The 22,620-nt window shown below is 36.9% G+C and carries 22 protein-coding genes, 1 tRNA gene and 1 other RNA gene; 16 read left to right on the plus strand and 8 right to left on the minus strand.

The genetic code is table 11. From position 1 onward, the window contains the following. The first annotated feature begins 141 nt into the window (after window positions 1–141). Window positions 142–756: a superoxide dismutase gene (locus VJJ26_04235; protein ID HLC07371.1), complete on the plus strand. Its 615-nt coding sequence runs from the start codon at window positions 142–144 to the stop codon at window positions 754–756. A 174-nt stretch (window positions 757–930) separates the two neighbouring features. Beyond that, window positions 931–2,418, plus strand: coding sequence for a lysine--tRNA ligase (lysS, locus tag VJJ26_04240; GenBank protein HLC07372.1), 1,488 nt, complete (start codon window positions 931–933; stop codon window positions 2,416–2,418). Between the two features lie 57 nt (window positions 2,419–2,475). On the opposite strand, the gene VJJ26_04245 is transcribed toward lysS, so the two are convergent. After that, window positions 2,476–2,976 (minus strand): hypothetical protein, encoded by a 501-nt coding sequence (locus tag VJJ26_04245; GenBank protein HLC07373.1) that lies wholly within the window; start codon window positions 2,974–2,976, stop codon window positions 2,476–2,478. Window positions 2,977–3,412: 436 nt separating this feature from the next. On the opposite strand from VJJ26_04245, the gene VJJ26_04250 reads away from it, so the two are divergent. Then, the gene (locus tag VJJ26_04250; GenBank protein HLC07374.1) at window positions 3,413–5,098 is read left to right on the plus strand and encodes a hypothetical protein; all 1,686 of its coding nucleotides are present in this window, start codon (window positions 3,413–3,415) and stop codon (window positions 5,096–5,098) included. Between the two features lie 44 nt (window positions 5,099–5,142). Beyond that, window positions 5,143–5,385: a hypothetical protein gene (locus tag VJJ26_04255; GenBank protein HLC07375.1), complete on the plus strand. Its 243-nt coding sequence runs from the start codon at window positions 5,143–5,145 to the stop codon at window positions 5,383–5,385. A 27-nt stretch (window positions 5,386–5,412) separates the two neighbouring features. On the opposite strand, the gene VJJ26_04260 is transcribed toward VJJ26_04255, so the two are convergent. Together VJJ26_04260 and VJJ26_04265 are read right to left on the minus strand one after the other, a co-directional pair. Then, on the minus strand, window positions 5,413–5,733 hold the full coding sequence (locus tag VJJ26_04260; GenBank protein ID HLC07376.1) for a hypothetical protein: 321 nt from the start codon (window positions 5,731–5,733) through the stop codon (window positions 5,413–5,415). Window positions 5,734–5,744: 11 nt separating this feature from the next. Continuing rightward, window positions 5,745–6,002 carry a hypothetical protein gene (locus VJJ26_04265; protein HLC07377.1) on the minus strand — a complete coding sequence of 86 codons (258 nt, stop codon included), beginning with the start codon at window positions 6,000–6,002 and terminating at the stop codon, window positions 5,745–5,747. A gap of 120 nt (window positions 6,003–6,122) precedes the next feature. On the opposite strand from VJJ26_04265, the gene recJ reads away from it, so the two are divergent. Both recJ and cmk read left to right on the plus strand, forming a co-directional pair. Continuing rightward, entirely contained in the window at window positions 6,123–7,862 is a 1,740-nt protein-coding gene (gene recJ, locus VJJ26_04270; protein HLC07378.1) for a single-stranded-DNA-specific exonuclease RecJ, read from the plus strand. Then, window positions 7,859–8,536 (plus strand): (d)CMP kinase, encoded by a 678-nt coding sequence (gene cmk / locus VJJ26_04275; protein ID HLC07379.1) that lies wholly within the window; start codon window positions 7,859–7,861, stop codon window positions 8,534–8,536. Before recJ ends, cmk begins: the two co-directional genes overlap by 4 nt. Here the strand turns inward: cmk and VJJ26_04280 are convergent. Beyond that, window positions 8,523–8,651, minus strand: a complete 129-nt coding sequence (locus VJJ26_04280; GenBank protein HLC07380.1) for a hypothetical protein — start codon at window positions 8,649–8,651, stop codon at window positions 8,523–8,525. The two genes, cmk and VJJ26_04280, sit on opposite strands and share 14 nt — an antisense overlap. Before the next feature lie 99 nt (window positions 8,652–8,750). On the opposite strand from VJJ26_04280, the gene VJJ26_04285 reads away from it, so the two are divergent. Then, complete coding sequence (locus VJJ26_04285) at window positions 8,751–9,209, plus strand: hypothetical protein (protein HLC07381.1); 459 nt, start codon at window positions 8,751–8,753, stop codon at window positions 9,207–9,209. 51 nt (window positions 9,210–9,260) lie between these two features. On the opposite strand, the gene VJJ26_04290 is transcribed toward VJJ26_04285, so the two are convergent. Both VJJ26_04290 and lon read right to left on the minus strand, forming a co-directional pair. After that, window positions 9,261–9,443 carry a hypothetical protein gene (locus VJJ26_04290; protein HLC07382.1) on the minus strand — a complete coding sequence of 61 codons (183 nt, stop codon included), beginning with the start codon at window positions 9,441–9,443 and terminating at the stop codon, window positions 9,261–9,263. Window positions 9,444–9,469: 26 nt separating this feature from the next. Next, on the minus strand, window positions 9,470–11,899 hold the full coding sequence (lon, locus tag VJJ26_04295; protein HLC07383.1) for an endopeptidase La: 2,430 nt from the start codon (window positions 11,897–11,899) through the stop codon (window positions 9,470–9,472). Between the two features lie 242 nt (window positions 11,900–12,141). Here lon and VJJ26_04300 point away from each other — a divergent pair, with 242 nt between their 5' ends. The 9 genes from VJJ26_04300 (at window position 12,142) to VJJ26_04340 (ending at window position 20,710) form a co-directional block, all read left to right on the plus strand. Continuing rightward, window positions 12,142–12,795, plus strand: a complete 654-nt coding sequence (locus tag VJJ26_04300; protein ID HLC07384.1) for a hypothetical protein — start codon at window positions 12,142–12,144, stop codon at window positions 12,793–12,795. Window positions 12,796–12,928: 133 nt separating this feature from the next. Then, window positions 12,929–14,284 carry an Npt1/Npt2 family nucleotide transporter gene (locus VJJ26_04305; protein HLC07385.1) on the plus strand — a complete coding sequence of 452 codons (1,356 nt, stop codon included), beginning with the start codon at window positions 12,929–12,931 and terminating at the stop codon, window positions 14,282–14,284. Between the two features lie 108 nt (window positions 14,285–14,392). Then, window positions 14,393–15,814, plus strand: a complete 1,422-nt coding sequence (locus tag VJJ26_04310) for an Npt1/Npt2 family nucleotide transporter (protein HLC07386.1) — start codon at window positions 14,393–14,395, stop codon at window positions 15,812–15,814. Between the two features lie 65 nt (window positions 15,815–15,879). Beyond that, window positions 15,880–16,704, plus strand: a complete 825-nt coding sequence (rpsB, locus tag VJJ26_04315; GenBank protein ID HLC07387.1) for a 30S ribosomal protein S2 — start codon at window positions 15,880–15,882, stop codon at window positions 16,702–16,704. 40 nt (window positions 16,705–16,744) lie between these two features. Beyond that, window positions 16,745–16,836: transfer RNA gene (locus tag VJJ26_04320), tRNA-Ser, on the plus strand. Window positions 16,837–17,017: 181 nt separating this feature from the next. Beyond that, window positions 17,018–17,114, plus strand: an RNA gene (ffs, locus tag VJJ26_04325) — signal recognition particle sRNA small type. A gap of 127 nt (window positions 17,115–17,241) precedes the next feature. Continuing rightward, window positions 17,242–18,993, plus strand: coding sequence for a DNA polymerase III subunit gamma/tau (gene dnaX, locus VJJ26_04330; GenBank protein ID HLC07388.1), 1,752 nt, complete (start codon window positions 17,242–17,244; stop codon window positions 18,991–18,993). Further along, window positions 18,990–20,309 (plus strand): ribosome biogenesis GTPase Der, encoded by a 1,320-nt coding sequence (gene der, locus VJJ26_04335; GenBank protein ID HLC07389.1) that lies wholly within the window; start codon window positions 18,990–18,992, stop codon window positions 20,307–20,309. The genes dnaX and der overlap by 4 nt, the downstream gene beginning before the upstream one ends. Window positions 20,310–20,359: 50 nt before the next feature. After that, complete coding sequence (locus tag VJJ26_04340; protein ID HLC07390.1) at window positions 20,360–20,710, plus strand: HPF/RaiA family ribosome-associated protein; 351 nt, start codon at window positions 20,360–20,362, stop codon at window positions 20,708–20,710. Window positions 20,711–20,851: 141 nt separating this feature from the next. Here VJJ26_04340 and VJJ26_04345 read toward each other — a convergent pair whose 3' ends face one another. Both VJJ26_04345 and VJJ26_04350 read right to left on the minus strand, forming a co-directional pair. After that, window positions 20,852–21,802: a hypothetical protein gene (locus VJJ26_04345; GenBank protein HLC07391.1), complete on the minus strand. Its 951-nt coding sequence runs from the start codon at window positions 21,800–21,802 to the stop codon at window positions 20,852–20,854. 150 nt (window positions 21,803–21,952) lie between these two features. Continuing rightward, a complete protein-coding gene (locus tag VJJ26_04350) occupies window positions 21,953–22,471 on the minus strand; it encodes a peroxiredoxin (protein HLC07392.1) in 519 nt (172 codons plus the stop codon). Window positions 22,472–22,620 lie beyond the last annotated feature (149 nt).

Consider the following 22,620-nt stretch of genomic DNA (forward strand, 5'->3'; position numbering starts at 1 on the left):
AAAATGTATCGAAGGGTGCATGTTATAAAGCAAGTGAAAAATTTTATTTCATCCTTCGATACACCCCTTCGGGGCACTCAGGACGAGCGGAGAAGGGGAGTTTATAATTTAAAGATTTAATGCTCGTTTTAAGGAACTCCCATGAAATTTACATTACCCGCTCTTCCCTACGAATATGGCGCTCTTGAACCATACATTGATGCACAAACAATGGAAATTCACCATGATAAGCATCATCAGGCATACATCAATAATCTTACTGCAGCGCTGGAAAGATTTCCTGAATTCCAGCCAACATCGGTTGAAAGTTTGTTGATTGATTTACCTGCCGTGCCAGATGATATTCGCACCGCAGTGCGCAATAACGGTGGAGGTCATCTTAACCATTCACTGTTTTGGCAAATTATGAAAAAAAATGGCGGAGGAGAACCGAATGGTTTGGTTGCGCAAGAAATAAAAAAAATATTTGGTAGTTTTGCGCAGTTCCAAGATTTATTCAATGCGCAAGCAAAGTCAGTTTTTGGCAGCGGTTGGGCATGGCTTTCGGTTGATAAAGATGGCAAATTAATTGTTATGGCACTTCCAAATCAAGATTCACCACTTTCATACAATGCAACGCCAATAATGGGTCTTGATGTGTGGGAGCATGCCTATTACCTAAAATATCAAAACAAGCGTCCTGACTATATTTCTGCGTGGTGGCATGTGATTAACTGGGATATGATTGAAGAGAATTATCGCGCTGTTATTGAGTGAGTGTGATTTTTTAACTTTTTTTCCGTTCGCCCTGAGTGTTTTTGCGTGCAAAAACGTATCGAAGGGTGTATTATTAAGATAATTAATCATTAATTGTTATCGGTTTCATCCTTCGATACACCCCTGCGGGGCACTCAGGACGAACGGATTTAACTATCTTAAGGTATATCTATCATGGAATTGAAAAATAGCTCGCACGAACTTCCCGAGGAACAATATCAGGTTCGTGTTGAAAAAGTTGAAAAAATGCGTGCACTTGGAATTGATCCATGGCCCGCATCTAAAGAAATTAATGCTACAAGTGCTGATGTGCATCATGAATTTTCTGATCTCAACACATCCCGAGAGTATGAACTTGTTGGTCGTATTTTAACTTCACGTATGCATGGCAAAGCTGGGTTTGTAACAATTCAAGATGCCAGCGGTAAAATACAGCTCTATTTACGTGAAGACATGATTGGTGAACAATCATTTTCTTTTTTAAACAACTTCATAGATATTGGTGATATTATTTGGTGCCGTGGCAAATCATTCAGAACTAAAACTGGTGAAGTTACTGTAAAGGCAGAGGAATTCAGTTTACAGAGCAAATGTCTCCATCCACTGCCGGAAAAATTTCACGGCATAGCAGACAGGGAAATTAAATATCGTCAACGATACTTGGATTTGATTACAAGCGCAGAAGATAAAGATCGTTTTATAAAACGTTCACGTATTGTTTCTGCAATGCGTTCATTTTTTAACGAACATGGATTTTTGGAAGTTGAAACACCAATGTTGCATCCCATTCCTGGTGGTGCGATTGCAAAACCATTTGTTACACATCACAATGCATTGGGAATGGATCTTTATTTACGCATAGCACCAGAGTTATATCTAAAACGGCTGGTTGTTGGTGGATTCCCGCGGGTGTACGAAATTAATCGCTGTTTTAGAAATGAAGGCTTATCAATTCGTCATAATCCAGAATTTACTACCGTTGAGTATTATATTGCACATCATGATTATATCTTTATGATGCTCTTTACTGAAAAATTATTGCAGCATATTGCACAAACGGTGTGTGGTACAACTGAAATATTATTTGGCGATCATCATCTTAACTTTGTATCACCATTTGCACACATGACTATGCAAGAAGCTGTTGCGCGTGTTATTGGTTGTAATGTTGAAGATCTTGAAGGTGATAAAATTGATGCAATTGTTACACAACACAAAATTCGCCTTGAGCAAAAAAATCCGTCATGGGGATATAAATTGAATATGTTGTTTGAAGAGCTTGTAGAATCTACACTGATTCAACCAACTTTCATTACGCAATTTCCTGTTGAAGTTTCTCCGTTATCCAAACGGAATGCAACTAATTATGATTTTGCAGATCGTTTTGAATTGTATGTTGCGGGAATGGAACTTTCAAATGGTTTTAGTGAGTTAAATAATCCGTTTGATCAGGCAGAGCGTTTTCATGATCAGGCAAAGGCGCGTGCAGCTGGTGAAAATGAAACTCATTTTTATGACGCTGATTTTGTCACAGTGCTTGAATACGGCATGCCACCGACTGTTGGTTGTGGTATTGGTATTGATCGTCTTACAATGTTCTTAACAAATGCGCCATCAATTCGTGATGTAATTTTATTCCCAACATTGCGAATGAAAGAATGATATTAATTTTGATTATAAAAAAAATCCCCATGGTTTGCATGGGGATTTTTTTTATAATCAAAACTTTATTATGGAATATCCAGGATTTTGTTTGATTGTTACACCAGAATTATAATTTCTTTGTAAGCGTTGAATTTGTTTTTTTTGATGCAAAGAGTTTTCTATATATGTTTTTGCTTCTCTTGAAATCCGTTGTTCATTGTTAATGCGATGAAAAAAAATTTGTGCTTGTTGGAGAGCAAAATTTGCTTTTGGCTCATGATCCATAAGAAAAAGATCAAAGTTTCCATTTTTTGCAGCTATATTCTGATTCACGTGCAAGGTATTTTTAAATAATTGTTCAAAAAGCTCTGGTGTAATCATGGAGTTTTCGCTGGGTTGTGGAAAAGGATAAGCATACATTCCGTCTGAGACATGAAGAAAATTACGAAATTCTTCATCGCTAGAAACTATTACATAGTTGACTGGATACTTCTTTTCCATAGCAGTGAGATTTTTACATCCTAAGATACTTATTATAGAACTCAAAAAAACGATTTTTTTGATATTTATAGACATGATTACTTTCTATTTGAACGGAGAATTACAGTGTTCTTATTTATTTAACTGAGCAGAAAACCCTGGCTTTTTAAAGCCGGGGATGAATGCGAGTCATATGAGCAAGATTGAGGCAATAAGTCGAGATCTTGCGTAAATTTAATCTTGATTATTCCTTTTAAAAAGCGCCGGCCTAAAGGCCGGTCGAAATTTACTTGATTGTATAGTAATTATACCAAATTGTCAAACTGGCAATTTGGGACTAATATTATCAGTTTAGAGAGGGTTATTTTTAGAGAAGGCTTTTAGCTTATCTATTACAAGCACGTTAGATGGAACAACCTACAATGCTTATGATGCAATTTTTATTGCAAATATTATTTGTAACATTGTATTCTTTGATGCAAAGTAAAATTTTTTAATTGAAAGAAGTTTATTCATATTAAGAGGGGGTTATATGAAGCAATATTGGAAGATAGGAGCGACTGTTACAGTTGTTATACTTTTTTGTCTAGTCAAACCGTGGCTCCAAGCAGTTGATTTTGGTGGAGCATATGAACGCGCAAATGTTGTATGGTCTTTTGCGCAAGGTGTGTATCAAAAAGCTAAAGAAACAGTATCTTCTGCTGCCTCAACAGGAGCTCAATACCTTGCAAGTGATTCGGTTGTAATAAAAACAAATCCGTATAAGAATTCTGTTGCTACTATACGTATTGGTAATGTACTGAACGTTGATGAACGTGCATATTTGGCAAAACGTAAGCCAAAAGTTAAAGCTGCTTTTGAAAAAATGCTTGGTAGATCTTTGGATGGCAAATATGTACCAACTATGGCAATTGTAGCGAGTGGCGGTGGTTATCGTGCAATGTTAGGAACCATAGGCGGTTTATGTGCAGCTGAAAAATTAGGGATAACAGCGGCGACAACCTATATTACTGCATTATCAGGTTCAACATGGGCGTTATCAGCATGGGTTTCTACAGGTATGTCGATTGAAAGTTTCAAGCAATATGTTCAGAACAGCATCCAAAAAGATATTTACAAAGTTACTCTCGGTGAAGCAAAAAACATTATTGATATGTTTGCAGTTAAACTTGCATTTGATGAACCACTGACAACAGTTGATGTATATGGAGCTTTACTTGCTAATCATTTGCTGAGCAAGTACGGAAGTGATTGTCAGCGAGTTTATTTATCACAGCAAGCAGGTCGTGTACAAAATGGTGATATTCCTTATCCTATCTATACTGCTATTGATGCGCGTGAAGCAGTTGCTAGAGAACCTCATTGGTATGAATTTACTCCACATGAAATAGGATCACCTTATTTTGGTGTGTATGTACCAGCATGGGGGTATGGACGCAAATTTTACGGTGGTGGATCCACAGATTTTGCGCCGGAGCAAAGTTTAGGTTTTCTTATGGCTACATGGGGATCAGCTCATGGTGTGCATTTTGGTAGAGTATGGGAAGAGATTATACAAGGAGTTCCTGGTAGTTCACTCATTAGAGCAGCAGTAGAAAAAAAATTGGTAGACCCATTAACTGGTAAGAGAGTTGATGCATCATGGGGTGAAGTATTTAACTTTATGTATGGAATACCAAATCAAGAATTGCAATCTCGCCCAACGATCAAGTTTGTTGATGCGGGAATAGATTTTAATTTACCGTATCCTCCTGTTAGTGGTGAACGTCCAGAGCGTAAAGCAGATATCATGTTGTTCTTAGATTTTTCTGGTGGATCATTATTATATTCATTGAAAAAAACAGAAGAGTATGCGCGGAGAAAAGGATTAAAATTCCCAAAAATTGATTACACAGATGTAGAAAAAAAGGCACTGTCAGTTTTCAAAGATCCATCAGATCCGTCAGTTCCAGTAGTAATATATTTACCACGAATCAGTGATGCTGCCTTATGGAGTGCCAATAAATCAAACCCAGCATTCAAGAGCTATAGCAGTATTGAAGGATTTAATTTCGATGAATGTACCAATAAATCTGGTGGTGATTGTGGAACGCTTCGTTTTATGTATCCAAAAAACGATTCCCAATTGTTAATCGATCAGATGGAATTTAATATGATGGTCCATAAAGATCAGATTATGGAAATGATTAATTGGGTGATTGATCAAAAATCACAGTAGATGTTTTTAAGCCTTCTTTTGTAATAAGAAGAAGGCTTTTTTATTTGCCACGTGTTAGTGATGCACAAGCATGGGAACAAAATAAATCAAAACCAGAGTTTAAAAACTATAGCAGTATTCAGGGCTTTGATATGGAAAAGTGTGCAAAAGAAGGTTTCTGTAAAACAAGTAATTTTCAGTACACTCAACAGCAATCGCGACAAGTTTTAGATCAGCTAGAATTCAACATGATAATTAACAAAGATAAGATTATAAAAACGATTAACTGGACAATTGATCGTAAGTAAATTTAAACAAAAGGACAACCTCTATTTTTATAGAGGTTGTTTTCTTTCGATTGTACGTTTGTGGTGCTCTAGGACCTTGAGCAAACTTGTTTCATATAGCTGCATATCTTGTTGAGAGACGTTTTCCTTACTTAATAGTTCTATGTTCATATTCAGAACTGTTTTAAACCTCGTTTCAAATTCAACCGGATCGGTTGCATAAGGTTTATCTTCAGTAGGAAGAGGATAAATATAGCGTATTTTTCCTTTTTCGATACGTATAGAACGATATGGTTCCGAGGCTAGTAGGTTGTTGCTGCTAATATTGCCAAGAAATAACAATAGGAAAATATATTGTTTTAACATCATACGTTCACTTTTTAATAAGAATGGTTACATTCCAAATTCACGCGTATTGTTTTACTAAGATGTTGTTCTAAGGTTGGGTCGATAGGTTTGGGTTGTGTCTTTTTTACAGGTTGCATGTGTTTCATATATTCTTTCCTATATTCGTCTCGTCGTTGTTGTTCTTGTTCTTTAATAGTATTCCACATGTTGGATAAGCGTTCCATTGCAAATCCTTGTTGAGTAAAACCGAACAGAAAGATTGGAATTAACATATATTGCTTTGTTTTCATTGTGCGTCCTTTTGTGTGATTTGTGAATAAATTGTTGAAATAGTTTGGTTTCCTGCAAAATGTGTATTAATCTTAATCTATATTTTAGTGATTTAACAGTCTTTTTTTAATGCGCTTGTTATGAACAACACCATCATCTCGGGTAAGAAATATTTGTGGAAGATTGCTGACTGTGACCAGCAGAAAATTGCAGCAATTGCATCGCGGTATAATCTTTCTTTTGCTGTTGCGCATGTTCTATATTCACGGGGTTTTACCGATGAAAATCTTATTGAATCATTTTTATTCAGCAGTTTTGAAAACAATGTGGCCGATGCACGGTTGCTGAAAGATGCAGAAAAAGCTGTCGATAGAATTTTGCTTGCGATGGAAAAACAAGAGCAGATGCTTGTGTTTGGGGATTATGATGTTGATGGTATTACTTCATCATCATTAATGATGATTTGTTTGTTGCCGCTTGGTGCAAAAATTAATTATTTTTTACCCAATCGCGTCAAAGATGGCTATGGTTTATCAACCAAAATAGTTGAACGTGCAGCGCAGAATAACTATTCCGTTATTGTTACTGTTGATAATGGAATTACTGCAATTGAGCAAGCAAAGCGTGCAAAAGAGTTGGGCATTGATCTTATTATTACCGATCATCATAGGCCACACGCGCATGTTCCTGATGCATTTGCAATTGTTAATCCTAATCAAGTCGACTGCGGGTATCCTCACAAAACATTGGCCGGTGTTGGAGTAACATTTAAGTTGCTTTCGTTGTTGTATGAAAAAAAAGGTTTGCAGCTACCGCCAAAAGCGTACGAATTATTGCTGCTCGGTACTGTTGCCGATGTGGTGCCTTTGATTGGTGAAAATAGATTTTGGGTTCGGCATGGACTGAACTATATTAATAAAGTTGAAAGTTTATCTTTTAAGTTGTTAAAGGCAAATGGAAAAGTAACAAAACCAAAATTATCGTCAACTGATATTGGTTTTTCCATTACGCCGCAAATCAATGCATTGGGTAGACTAGAAGATCCTCGTCAGGCTGTAAAATTTTTAATTGGTACTGATGTTGATAACGCTGAAACTGTTGCAAAAGTACTTTTGGAAATGAATGAAGCTCGTAAAACAATAGAGCGCTCGATTGTTGAAGAGATTGAAGAACAAATTAGATTAAAGCGCATCAATGTTGAATGTGAGAATGTTATTATTGCTGCAAGCAGCAGTTGGCCTGCAGGAGTTATTGGTCTTGTTGCATCACGATTTGTTTCTGGATACGGTAAGCCAACCTTGTTGTTTCATTTAACAAAAGATGGTCTTGCAAAAGGTTCGTGCAGATCAATTGCGGAATTTAATATGTTTGACGCACTTACTGCATCGTCAGATTTATTGATACAATTTGGAGGACATTCTGTTGCAGCAGGGTTGTCGTTGAAAGTTGAAAATTTACCGGAACTAAAAAATCGCTTAGAGAAGTTGGTTGCCGAGCAATTAACACCGTTTGATTTACAGCCGAAAATTCGTGTTGATGCAGAAGTTAATCTATCAGATTTGAATAAAAAATTTATTGATGATTTGGAACATCTGGAACCTTTTGGTAATAGTAATGAGCAACCGATTTTTTATGTGAACAATGTGATGCAAGTACAAAAGGCACAATTATTAAAAGATCTACATGTAAAATGTTTTATGTTTGCTGATGGCGTTATCAAACCAGTTATGTTTTTCAATCGTCCAGAACTTTTCGAATTTTTTAATGAACACTATGAATCGCCATTTATTCTTGCCGCACGTGTGTCAGAAAATCATTGGCAAGATCGAGTAAATATTGAATTAATTGGTGTTGATGTAGCAATCAAGGGTGTTGCATGATTATTACAATTGATGGACCAGTTGCAAGTGGTAAATCTACCGTCAGCAGAATTTTAGCTCAAAAATTGGGATATTATTATTTGTGTTCAGGTTTGTTATATCGTGCACTTGGGTATGTATTGGTGAATCGCTATGGATATACATTAGAAACAATTGCCGAACCGTCGCAAGAAGATATTAAGCATTGCTTTGATCCTCAAAAATTTTCATATCACTACGATGCGCACACTCAAGAGCGCATTTTTTTTGATAATAAAGATATTACAGCCCATCTTAAAGATCGTTTTATAGATAAAATTGCTTCAATTGTCAGTGTAAATGTACGCGTACGGTACGCAGTTACGCAACTGCAACGTGATATTGCATCAAAGTCTGATATTGTAACCGATGGTCGTGATGTTGGGTCTGTTGTGTTTCCGGATGCGCACGTTAAATTTTTTATCACAGCATCGGTTGATGTTCGTGCAGAACGATGGCGCAAAGACCAAGAAAAATATGGTAATCATTTTTCTGTTGATGAGGCAATAGCAGCAATCACAGATCGTGATGATCGTGATAAAAATCGTACGATTGCACCGTTAATAATTCCAGACAACGCTATTGTCATTGATACATCTGATTTGAATGTGGAACAAGCAGTGGAGCAAATGATTGAGTGTGTTAAAAATTACTGATAATGCGTTCTTTTGTTGCCTTATCAATTTTCTTTTGTTGACGTGTTTTTTTTCTGCAACTGGGTAGAATTGCCAAGAGTAGCGCGAAGCAAAGTAATAATATTTTCTTGTCCACATTATCCCCTTTTTTTGTAGCACTGTAGTGTGCTTGAAATTATCATATAGAATTGTTATAACCGTTTACAATGTCAAACGCTAGTTTATAAGGAAAGTAATGCAATGCACCATTTTTCTATTAACTTTGTTGTCATCTGGTTATACTTTTGCGATGGATAAGCCACTTAAAGCACTTACCATAATAAACAACCACGAATGTTCCGTTGTGGTGTGCTATGAACCACGCAAAGAAGAAACACGAGTTGTCATTCCAACAGGAAAGTGGTCCTGTCACCTCAATAGAGAAATATATCCAAAAAAATCGCTCACTTTGTTCCCATTATTAACACCATTAATTTCGATTGCAATTAATGGATTTCAACCGTTGCAAAACTTACCAATAGTAAAAACAGATACACCACTTATTATTAATCCAAAGCGAGATAATGCAATTACCATTACACAAGGCACAGAAACGCTCGCAGTGTTGAAAGCGTTGATACATACTAATGTTACAGCGCAATCAAGCAAAGAAAATAAACAGGAATCAGATAAAGATTTTTGCTCTCAACAATAAAAAAAGCCGCCTATCAAAAGGCGGCTTTCTCTTTTTACAAATACAGGTTATTTAAAATTTACTATTTTGTGCAGCATCGTTGATTTCTTTTTCCATTTCAAAAATAGTGTTATCCAATTCAATCATTGTATTAACATCTTCTTTTTGAGTAGCTTTTTGTTGTTTTTTTGAGCATGCAGGAGCAAGTGCGAGTACCGTAATGCAGAGCAGAGAAGAAAAATATCTGTTGTTCATAGTGAACTCCGTTTTGTAGTAAATGTTTATAATGTTTTTTCTTTTTTAGTTGGACGTTTTTTCATCGGTCTTATTTTTTTATCCAGAGGATTTTTCATAAATGCGATTTGAAGCACTTCATCCATATTACTCGCAAATTTGATATTTAAACCATCAAGAGACATTTCTTTTTTGATATCTTGAAGATCGTCATAATTTTCTTGTGGCATAATAATGGTAGGACATCCATGTTGTTTTGCTGCAAGAATCTTTTCTTTAAGACCACCAATAGAGAGAATTCTTCCTTGCAAGGTAATCTCACCCGTCATTGCAAGATTTGGTTTTGTTGGGTTATCAGTCAATGCCGAAACCAAGGCTGTGCAAATAGTGATACCAGCAGAAGGGCCATCTTTTGGTGTTGCGCCTTCTGGAATATGCAAATGAATATCGTTTGCAGAATAAAAACTTGGCTTTAAGCCCAAATCTTTTGCACGTGATCGGATGTAACTCATTGCAGCTTGTGCTGATTCTTGCATCACCTCACCAAGTTGTCCAGTGAGGGTAAGTCCACCTTTTCCGGTCAATACCGATGTTTCAATTTCTAATACATCACCGCCAACTTCAGTCCATGCTAAACCTGTTGCAAGACCAATGCGTTCTTTTTTCTGACTCATACTTGTTTTTTTATTGGCAGAAGTTCCGAGCCAATCCAAAACAACTTTTTTGGTGATGGTATGTGATTTAGTTTTCTCATCTTTCAGCAATAATTGAATTGTTTTACGCATTAATTTTGCAATAATACGTTCAAGTTGACGCACACCAGCTTCTTTGGTGTATTCATCAATAATTGATAAAACAATTTCATCAGAAATAATAAATTGCTTTTTGTTGAGATTATATTCTTTTAAATTTTTTGGAATAAGAAACTGATTGGTAATCGCGAGTTTTTCATGCTCTGAATAACCAGAAAGATTTACAATTTCCAGACGATCATACAGAGGATACGGAATTTGATCCATCATGTTTGCTGTTGCAATGAACATGACTTGTGACAAATCATACCCGGTGTCAAGGAAATGATCGATAAAGTTTTTGTTTTGTTCTGGATCAAGCACTTCAAGCAATGCTGCGGCAGGATCGCCGTGCATATCGCGTGACATTTTATCAATCTCATCAAGCAAAATAACTGGGTTAAGTACGTTCGCTTTTTTCATTGCCTGAATTATTTTTCCAGGCAATGCACCGATATAGGTACGTCTGTGACCGCGAATTTCTGCTTCATCGCGCACGCCACCTAAGGATATGCGAATAAATTCGCGCCCCATGCTTTCGGCGATAGAGCGAGCTAGTGATGTTTTCCCCACACCAGGAGGACCAACAAGACAAATGACTGGTGAACGGTGCAAATTTTTAGAGAATTTTTTTGCAGCAATAAATTCAATAATGCGTTCTTTTGCTTTTTTTAAGCCTGCATGATTTTTATCTAAAATTCTCTCAGCCTGTGCAATATTAATGGTATCTTTGCTGACTTTTTGCCATGGCAGAGCGAGGATCCAATCAATATAATTTCTGCTGACAACTGCTTCTGATGAAAGAGGAGGCATTTGTTCAAGTCGTTTTAATTCACTTTCAACTTTTTGTTTTGCTTCTTTGGAGAGCCCTGCATTTTTAATTTTTTGACGTATGGCAGAGACATCTTCTGATTGATCTTCACGGCCAAGTTCCTTTTGAATTGCCTTCATCTGTTCATGTAGGTAGTATTCACGTTGATTTTTGTCAACCTGTGTTTGAATTTGTCCACGAATACGTTGCTCAGTTTGCAATATGTCGATCTCTTTTTCTAAGAAATAACATAATTTAAGCATGCGAAGCTTAAGATCGGGTAGTTCAAGAATTTCTTGTCTGTTTTCAAGTGATAGATTGTCGATATGGACTGCGATAGTATCAGTCATATAATCCATATCTTGAACCGTTTTTACACTTGTGATGAGATCGGAGGGAGTTTTATCATTCAATGCAGAATATGTGGTATATAATTGGACTGTTTCGCGCCAAGTAGCCTCAAGTTCAATAGAAAGCTTTAAATCAGGGGTTGGCAGGTCTTGGTACTGGACATTAATAAATCCATCTTCGTGGTCTTCAAAACTGATCGCTTTTGCTCGGCATAGTCCTTCAGCAAGTATTTTTAATGGTCCGTTTGGCATGCGCATGACTTGTAGTATTGTGGAACGAGTACCATACGTAAATACATCGCCTTTGGTTGGAGTTTCTGTAGCAGCATTTTTTTGTGCAGAAATAAAGAGCATTCTATTCGTTTTTAAGGCATGCTCTACTGCTTTAATTGAAATATCGCGTCCAACAATGACAGGAATAATGCTTTTTGGGAGCATTGCTACGTTTTTAAGCGGTAAAAGAGGGAGAGAGCTTTCTGAGGATGCTGGTAGGTGCTTCAGTGACTTATTCTTTTCTTTTTGCATAGCGCTTCCCTGTGGATGATAACTGTAGTGGTTAGATTATCAAAATATTACATTTTCTTTATATAAGGCGGGTCATCTTCCTTTTAAGAGTAAATTATTGCGGTCTTTTGTCAATCAAAAAGAATTTTTCTAATTGAAATATGAAATCAAGGGTATATTTGATCAATTGTTGCATCAGCTTGTATTTGTAGTACAATTTTGTGATTACGTTTATAGGTACAGGTTTTATGATAAGGATTAAGATGAAGAAATGTTTGTGCAGAATGCTTATGGTGGCAGGGTTTATTGTAGGTAATAGTGCCTATTCTATGAATTTCCAACAGAATTTTCCTATCAACTGTTTTCTGTATCTTGTGGTTGCCCCGGTGTTGAATAATCAGCTATTGGTGGAAAACAATAAGGACTATTACTTACCCAACTGCCGTGATTCCCTTGGGTATACTCCAATGCATTATCTTACTATTCGTGAAGACGCTACGATAGAACATGTCGATGCTTTGCTGAAGCGTGGTGCAGATCCGACAATTCGTACTAATATCAGAATGAACATATATGGTAAATGGGAATTCGGCGATGATCCACATAAAACTGCCATTAAATACAACGGTCGATCGCCAGTTGAAACGCCCATCACAAGTTTTTTTGAGCATCAATGTTATGGGAATAAAGAAGTGGCGAATTATATTTTTTGTACAATATTGACCCTCAAATTAGAGAGAGCTATTCCACTGGAAGCAAACAAAAGAGCGCAACAAGCAGAAGATAGAGCAGCGATAAGAGGATTTCGAGAAAATTTAGAGAAACAGCAAAAAGAATTAGAACAACAGCGGGAAATGTCGAAAAGTGTGCCGATGTGGTGTGAAAATACAAAAGAATTAGTTGTAGGTGCGAAATAAAGTAAGAGATTAAAATATTTTTTTTGGTAATTAATTAATATAATTTTTACAAATCATTAATCCTCTGCTAAATTTATGTGGTAAAGTAGGTTTTCACAGTAATCATATTATTTTTATTTCGGAAGGGTGCTCGATGTTAAAACGTCTTGCGACGATGCTTTGGGGAAATTTTGAGAGCAAAGAGGAGCTGAAGAAATTTGGTATCCTAGCTCTTATTTTTTGTGGGATTATTGCAATTTATTGGGCGCTTCGTCCTATGAAGGACAGTATCTTTAATGCAATGATTGGTATGGAATGGCAACCAGTGGCAAAGATACTTTCGCTTGTTATTATTTTTCCTATAGTAATTCTCTACAGTAAGCTAGTTGACACTTTTCCTCGTCATAAGGTTTTTTACTTTCTAACAGGCCTTTATGGTGTAATAGCACTCGTTATGTTCTTTTGTTTTTCAGATTCTTCAATTGGTCTTGCTAATACGGTTAAAAGTCCGTGGCGTGTTTTAGGCTGGGCATGGTATATTTGGGTTGAAAGTTTTGGATCATTGATGGTAGCGCTTTTCTGGGCTATTGTTACCGATATCACTTCTCCTGAATCAGCAAAAAGAGGTTTTCCTCTTGTAGCTCTTTTTGGTCAAATAGGTAATATGGTTGGGCCTTTTTTCCTTAACGCAAAAAGACTAGGTTTTTCAAACAGTGCTCCTGTTGTAGGCGTGCTTGCAATTCTTCTTTTTGTTATTGGCTTTATGTTCTGGGTGTTTATGCATGTAACGCCAGCAAGCCAATTAAAAGGGTATCATCCTGAAGGTGAAGCAGAAGAAGGTGAACCAGGATTTTTTGAAGGCTTAAAACTTTTAGTAACTCGTGGTTATTTGCTTGGGTTGTTTTTAATCATCACAATTTACGAAGTTATTGTAACGGTACTAGATTTCCACTTTAAAATGAGCGTTTCTACAGCGTTTACTAATGAAGCAGAAGTTGGTGCGTACTTAGCTTCTTATGCAACAATGACTGGTCTTGTATCAACATTATGTGTGTTGTTTGGTATTAATAGTATTCAACGTATCTTAGGTATGCGTGCATCATTGTTAATGCTACCAATATTGACAACTGCAGCTGTCCTTTTAATTAAATTTAATCCACAATCATTGGTTATTGGTTTCTGGATTATGGTGTTCTCAAAAGCAGTTAACTATGCATTGAACCAACCAACATTAAAACAGCTTTATATTCCAACATCAAAAGATACCAAATACAAAGCACAAGCATGGATTGAAATGTTTGGTGGACGTCTGTCAAAAGGAAGCGGATCATACATTAATACGTTCCGTGCTCCATTGGTGGCTCATCACGGTCCAATTGATGGTGTTGCTCGATTCTTAATGTTTAGTTCATTAATTTCTTTTGGTTTGGTTGGTGTATGGTTGTTAGTTGCAATTTATGTTGCGGCAACCTATGACAAAGCGATCAAAGAAAAACGTATTGTATGTTGATATATGAATATATGAGCGAGTAAATAATAAAAAAGCCTTCTAATTGATCTTTTAGAAGGCTTTTTTGGGTAAAAAACAGTAAGATTGGACAGAAAGGTTTTGGTCAGAATGGGATCTAAAATTAAACAGATGGTGCGTGGGCTGTTTGATATTGAGCCGCAAGAGCGGATGAAGCTCTTTTTTTTATCACTTCTTTATTTTCTTGTTGTTGGAGCATATACCATAACGCGTGACCTTAAAAGTTCTATTTTTTTGGGAACGGTTGGAAAAGAGTATATACCGTGGGTAAAAGTTATTTCCATGCTTATGCTCGTTCCTGCGATCTTTTTCTATTCGCGTCTTGTTGATAGAATTCGTCGGTATCAGTTGCTTATTTTTTATAGTGTTCTTTTTGGGGTAGCCAACTTAGTCTTTGCTTATTACATAGGGCATCCAAGAATTGGAATTCTGAATACCGATGCGCATCCCAGCCGTTTGTTTGGTTGGTTTTTCTACTTTTTTGTTGAGGGGTATTCACCATTTGTAGTGAGTGTATTTTGGGCGTTAGCCAATTCGGTAAATAGTCCTGCTGAAGCAAAAAGAAATTATGGATACATGGTAGCGGGGTCAAAATTTGGAGGTATGGTTTCTGCTGCGATGGCATGGTATATTTTTGGATTAAGTTCTCAGTTAGTAAAACCTTATTTGACACATGTTGCAGCGCACCAAATTATTCTGGTGATATCTACGTTCTTTTTATCACTTGTTCCTATTGTGGCAATACTGTTTATAAAAAAAGTGCCAGGTCATCTGTTGCATGGGTATGAAGCAGCATATCAGTTGGAAAAACATAAAAGTGAATCGGTTGTTCCTGTCAAGCCAAGTATGTTTGCAGGTCTGGAGATGTTTGTAAAATATCCGTATGTTTTGGGTATTTTTGGCATGGTGTTTTTCTATGAGACTGTCTCGACAGTGCTTGGTTATTTACGTCTTGGTGCAGCTGAAGCTGGTGCTGAATCGATATCCGATGTATCTAAGGTGTTATTTGAGATAGCGTTTAAAGCGCATTTTGTTGGCTTTATTATTTCATTGGTTGGGACTCAAGCACTATTGTCTCGACTTGGAACGCGTATTTGTTTAATGTTGATTCCTTTCTCTATGGGAGGTATACTCTTCTATCTTATATTTGAAACCTCACCACAAGCTCTAAGAAATGCATTTGTTGTGTTTACCGCATTGAATTATGCGTTTCTTGCCCCTGTACGTGAAAGCTTGTATTTGCCAACAGTCAAGGAGATTAAGTTTAAGTCAAAATCATGGATTGATGCATTTGGCAGTAAGTTTGCCAAAACAGCTGGGTCTATGTTTAACGTTTTTGCATCAAAAATGGGCGCCGCATTTATGCTTCCTGTGTACTCATTCTTTTTTGCGGGGGTGGTATGCCTATGGTTTGGGGTAGCGTTTTTATTAGGTCGTCGCTTTGAACAGGCAGTCATGAATAACGAAGTTATTGGCTCCGGAGAAGAAAATACGAGAAAGAATGCGGTATAAATTGCATTTTTCTCTTGTTTTGTTACACTTTCAATGAATGAAATAAAATCATAAAGGATGTTTGGATGAGAGATCTTAAAGAATTATTTGGGGAATTGGTAAAAGCAGGCGTTCATTTTGGCCATCAGAAATCTCGTTGGTGTCCTAAAATGAAGCAATATATCTGGGGCTACAAAAATGGAGTTCATCTGATTAATGTTGCCTTAACTGCTGACCATTTAAACAAAGCAGAAAAATTCTTAGAGTCTGTTGCGGCCGAAGGTAAGACCGTTTTATGGGTTGGCACTAAAAAAGCTGCATCAAAAACTATCGCGGAAATTGGTGCTCGATTGAATCAACCGTTTGTAAACCATAGATGGTTGGGTGGAACGTTACTTAACTGGAGTCAGGTTAAAAAGTCTCTGACAAGGCTTCTTCATTACGAAGATATCCTAGTAAAATCGGAATCCAATCCTTTTTACACTAAAAAAGAACTTAATTTATACAAAAAGACTGCCGAAAAGCTTGAAAAAACTGTTGGTGGTATTAGAAAATTGACATTGCCAGTTGGAGCGATTGTTATTGTTGACGTAAGTAAAGAGCAATCAGCTGTTAAAGAAGCTGTCTTAATGGGTGTTCCGATAGTTGCTATTGTTGATACCAATTCAGATCCATCAGATGTTGATTTTGTTATTCCAGGAAATGATGATTCTGTTCAATCAGTTAGTTTGATCTTAAATAAATGTGCTGATGCTGTTGATCGTGGTAGAGAAGCTGTTGCGAAGAAAACAAAAGATGCAAGTGATGCTCTCGTAGCCAAAAAAACTGGCGCTAAAGAAACTGTAGCAGTTGTTGAAGAAGCTCCAAGCGATGTCGAAATAGCATTACAGCAACTTGATGCACAAGAATAGTTTTTTGAAATAAAAAAGTTCAGGTGGCTACACCTTTTTAGGAGAGGTGTCTGAGTGGCCGAAGGAGCATGATTGGAAATCATGTATGTTTCGAAAGGGGCATCGAGGGTTCGAATCCCTCTCTCTCCACCAGACTACGCCGACCGCTCATCCTGAGCTTGTCGAAGGACGTCTGGCACCGCCATAGAAGATTTTGATCTTGGCCATCGCTTTAAAAAAAATATGCCCTTCGTAGCCTTGGCGTAGTAGGGCAAGTTCAATAAAAAGACTTAAAAGTACGCTCGCCATAGCTTTGCGACGGTGAGCAAATAATAATGGGAAAGTAGATAAAGAATAGAGTGCATAATCTGTCAGGTCTGAAAAGAAGCAGCAGGATGTAACAATTTTCTTGTAGATGCTTTCCCATTTTTTTTAACCCCATGTTTTAGCACATCTCCAGCTTCTTTCGATGGGTACCCAATACGGAGCAAAGCGAGGATTGGGTTAAAAGTTGGGGAGATAGATTGTAAATATGTTGTTGTTTAGGATGAATGCTGAATGAGTACTGTTACATTGAATTTAAGTAGAAAATGGCGATCTCAAGATTTTGACCAAATAGTTGGCCAAGAGCTTGCTGTTCGTATTCTTAAAAACAGTCTTTACTTGGGGCATTATTTTCCAGTCTATTTATTCGCTGGTCAACGTGGATGTGGTAAAACATCAACTGCTCGTATTTTTGCGGCAGCAGTTAATTGTCATGCGTTGCCATTATTTCAAAAAGATCCAAAAAAATCATCTATACCTTGTTTGGTTTGTGATTCATGCATTGCAATGCGAGATGGCAACCATCCAGACTTTATTGAAATCGATGCAGCGTCTCACACTGGTGTTGATAATATTCGCAGTATTATTGAATCATCATCTTTGCTTCCTTTGATGGGACGTAAAAGAGTCTATCTTATTGATGAAGCTCATATGTTAAGTAAAGCTGCTTTTAATGCTGCATTAAAAATTTTAGAAGAACCGCCTGCAACGGCGTTGTTCATTTTGGCAACAACTAATCCTCATAAAATTATTGATACTGTTCGATCTCGTTGTTTTCAATTGTTTTTTACATCAATAGCACATACTCCTCTTAAAAATCATTTACAGGTCATTTGTAAAAACGAAAAAATTGCATACACAGATGAAGCATTGGATCTTATTGTGCGACATACTGAAGGTTCAGCGCGTGATGCGTTAAATTTACTTGAACAAGTCAGATTTTCTAGTTCTGTGGTGAATAAAGAAGCGGTGCTTTCTTTGCTTGGTCACATTGATGATCAACAGATCATGAACCTCATACAATTAACCATGCAGGGATCGTCTACGGAGTTAGTGCAACTGTTGCATTTATTACATATTGATCAGCACAAAGCAGAGTTTGTGTGGCAACGCATGGTTGTACTATTGCGAGCGTTGCTGTGGATTAAGTATGGTGTGCGACCGCATGAACTTGTTTCTTCAGTTAAAATGCTGGAAGATAATGCGCGATTATATTCTTTGATTGATCTGCATCATATGGTTGAAGCTTTGTATACTCATGAAGAATTGTTCCTTAAAACAGCAATGCAGCATATCTTTTTGGAAATGATTTTGCTTGGTTTATGTCAACAAAAAGATAAAAAAAAGACTGACAATGGTAATGGATCAGCTCCTTGTGCGCTAGGTGTTGTTGCTCATGATGGTGAAACTGAAGATGGAGATGACGATGATGAAGATGCGGACGATGCTGATGAGGATGAAGTAAAGAGTTATGATCGGCAATGGCAGCGATTTGTTGGTAAAGTTGAATCGCTGAATGATCCATTGGTGAGTTCGGTATTTAAGCAAGCTCGTTTTATTGCATATACAGCTGATACGCATCAAGTTTCAGTTGAATTATCGAAAGATTTCATTCTTTTTAAAGAATGGTTAGAAAGCTCCCAGGTGTTATGGCAACCGTTGTTACGAGAATTTTTTTCTTCTCAGGCAATGCTTGATACACAATTTACTGGAACACAAAAAGTTGAAATAACAAAAAAACAAAAAAGTGATGATGCTGTTGTAGCAGTAAAATCATCTGTAATGCAACATAAAGAAAAACCGCTTTCATCGCGTCCTCAGGAGCAATTTCGTGGGAGCAGTCGTTATAACACTCCAAAAAGTGTTGTGGCTGTGAACAAAAATGATCTGCGCATTGATGTTTCTGATGAGGACACGTGGAAAAAGGCTACAATGCTCATGCGTCATTTTCCTGGGGTTGTTACCGAAATACGTGAAAATCAATGAAAAAAATAAAACTTCCTCAAGTTGCTATTGTTGGGCGTACCAATGTTGGCAAATCTACATTATTTAATCGCTTGTCTGAAAATGTAAAAGCTATAGCTCTTGACCTTGAAGGTGTTACGCGTGATTTTTTACGTGATACTATTGCATGGCAAGGCAGAAGTTTTGAACTGGTTGATACTGGTGGCATCAGTTTACGAAAAACTCAAGATCCTATTTTGAGCCAAGCACGTGCTATTGCTGTATCAATGATAGAATCAGCTGACATCATATTATTCGTTGTTGATGGTAAGTGTGGATTGGTTACAGAAGACCGTGAAATTGCACAGTTATTACATAAGCACGGCAAAACAGTTTTTTTAGTTATTAATAAAGTAGATGTTAAGGATGCTGCTGAAAATATGTACAGTTTTGAGGGACTTGGTTTTCCTAAAAGCTGTTTTATTTCTGCTGCACATGGTAAAAACATTGTTGATTTATTAGAATTGATCGTTGCACATTTGCCAGCACCGGTAATGGTTGAAGTTGAAGAACCTGCATACAAAGTTATGTTGCTTGGTAAACCAAATGTGGGTAAATCTTCATTAATGAATTTGTTATTACAAAAAGAGCGATCAATTGTTTCTCCTGAACCAGGCACAACACGAGAAGCGCTTGTTGAGCGCGTTACATTTTATCAAGAAGATATACAACTTGCTGATACACCAGGTGTGCGTAGAATGCGTTCTGTCACTGAACCTCTTGAAGGAATGATGGTACAATCAACAATGCAAGCACTTAAAAATGCTAACATTGTATTGTTACTAATTGATGGCAGTGCAGAAAATGTTGTTGACCAAGAATTAAAATTGGCATTTTATGCTTTTGATAGTCAGTATAAAGCGTTGATGATTTTGTTTAATAAAGCCGATCTTATTGATGAAACGACTAAAGTCCGCTTTGATCACATGTTGTCGGAGTATGATTTCTTTTTGAAAAAAGTAGTGACACTCTCTATTTCCTGTAAAACAGGTAAAAATGTTGGCAAAATTTTGCCTGCAGTCAAAGAGTTGTGGGATCGTTATTCTCGTCAATTTAATCAGAATGAATTAACACAGTTATTTAAAGAAGCATCTGTCAGACGTCCTCTCTATCACAATAGAAACTTATTAATGTTCCATTCTGCTCATCAAGTTGGTACTGCGCCGATCACTATTGTATTGCACGTGAATGTGCCTCTGTGGTTTGGTGAATCGCAACTTGCGTACTATGAAAAAACTTTGCGACAAAATTATGATTTACGTGGTGTGCCCGTTAAATTTATTGTAAGAAGCAGATAATCCACGGTAGTATGTTGTTTGTTGAACTGTTTTCAAAAAGGAGTAGTAAAATGAATAAACGTATTGTCTTTCGCAATATGGAACATTCTGACGTAATGGAAAAGTATGCACGTGAACAGTTGGAAAAGATAGTTGCATTTCTAGAAAATGATCGTGGTCCAGTCCATATTGATTTGTATCTTGAGCCAAGTAAAGTTCATGAACACCATCGTGTTGAGTTACATGTGAAAAGTGCTGAATATGATTTAAATTCATCTTATGAGCATGAAGGCATGGGTTTTTATGATACACTTGACCGTGTGATTGACGTGATGTATCGAGAACTGCACGAAGCAAAAAGAAAAAATCATGATATGGGAAAAATGCGTGGTCGTCATGATGATGTAAAGAAACATCGATGATGTAGGTTAAAAATGTTCGTATGCTTCGACTGACTCAGCACGAACGGGAAAAATAATTCATTCTGAGCCTATTGAAAAAAAATCGGTTTATTCCTCTGTTCGTCCTGAGCTTGTCGAAGGAAACGAACTAAAAATTAAATTCTACAAAAAGTGAAATTGGTCATCAGCGTATTGTAACGCTTTGAATGATAAAAACAGTGCGCCAATAATCCAGAGCATGCCAATAAAAGTACAAAGAGTGCGAAGATATCCAGAGTGGAGCTTCGTACTCTTTTTTATGTAAAAAAAACCGGCGCCTGAAGTACAACTACATGCCATAGCCATGGTAATAAGTGGAGTGCTTATTGTGTAGAGATACACGAGTGCATACGTTGTGCCTGATACAATGAGCAGTGAAAATAGTACTTCAATCAATTCGTTCAGTTTTTTTTGTTTTTGTAACTGTTCTTTAAAAAGATAAGAAAGAGAAGCAAGAAGAATCATGAGTGCTATAAGCGCGAACACATATTTTTTGTAATCAGTTTTGAGTGAACCAACAAAACTGTGAACCATGGAAAGTGCAGTAAAAAAATAATCATCTATGGATGCTATATAAGGAAAGATGTTTTTTTGATGCGTAGTATGTGTTGGTACTTCGAGAACATCCTCATCTACCGATTCACTCTGTTGTACTGGTTGGGGAAAAAAAAGTGTAAAAAGGGTATGATTTATTTTCTTCTCTGATCGTCGGTAATAACTACAATACAAATACACAGGATCGGGACTATATTTTTTTGTTGTTGCCGTCATGAAAACAGAAAATGTTTCATTAAAAACCTGTTTTGTTTCTTTGAATGATGGGTCATAATGGCTGATACTCTGTTTGTTTGCTTTCCATGGGGATAGAATAACGGTGGGTTCATGCACAGAGCAGGTAATAAAATCTTTATAGATAAAATCTTTTTCGGGAACGATAAACGTAATGGTGATCTCTTTGGTATCATTACTGGTATCAGTTGCGCTCAATGTCATAAGCTTTGAGTCTGTTTGCACAAAGCTTATGTGGAAGAAACTGAGTAACGATATACAGTAGATTCTTACAAACGTGCTCATTGTGAATTTGCTTGTCGTCGTCCGTTCGTCCTGAGTGCCCCGCAAGGGGTGTATCGAAGGATGGCGGAAAAGGATGCACTCTTCGATACTTTTTTGCAAGCAAAAAAACTCAGGGCGAGCGGAATAGAGGTTAATTTTTTAATTACGGAGTTATCTTGCTGCATGGAATGCATTGAGTATTTGTTGTGCATGATTTTTTGTATCAACTTTTTCAATAATGGCTACAATAATACCATTTTCATCAATTAAAAATGTGTGTCGTTTTGGCATGTACAGTCGCAGTAATCCAGTATTTACACCATAGGCTTTCAGAACATCTTCTGTTGCAATAAGCAATGGAAAGTTGAGACGCTGTTTTGCAATGAATTTTTGTTTGCTTTTAACCGATCCCTTACTTAATCCAAGAATAGTGATGCCATTTTCACGCAACAATTCAAAACTATCACGTAAACTACACGCTTGTTGTGTACATCCCGGTGTATCATCTTTTGGATAAAAATAGAGCGCGACTTTTTTACCTTTAAAATCAGAGAGTTTTACAATCTCTCCATTTTGGTTGAGCAATTCAAAATCGGGGGCTTTACCGCCTACTTTGAGGTTTTTAGTTGTACATGCACAGTGTAGTGTGGTGAAACTAATGAGTGCCATGAGTAGTAATAGTGCTTTCATAATTCCATCTCCTTGAACGTGTAAGATAATTACATTCTATTTTATATAAAAAGAGTACTATGCTCTGATAATTTATAAAAGTTTTTCATATATGTATTGCTTGTTAAAAAAATAGGGGCTGGCATAGTTAAGCATAGAAGGATATGCTT

Source organism: Candidatus Babeliales bacterium, from assembly GCA_035288105.1.
In the GTDB taxonomy this organism is placed as follows: domain Bacteria; phylum Babelota; class Babeliae; order Babelales; family Vermiphilaceae; genus SOIL31.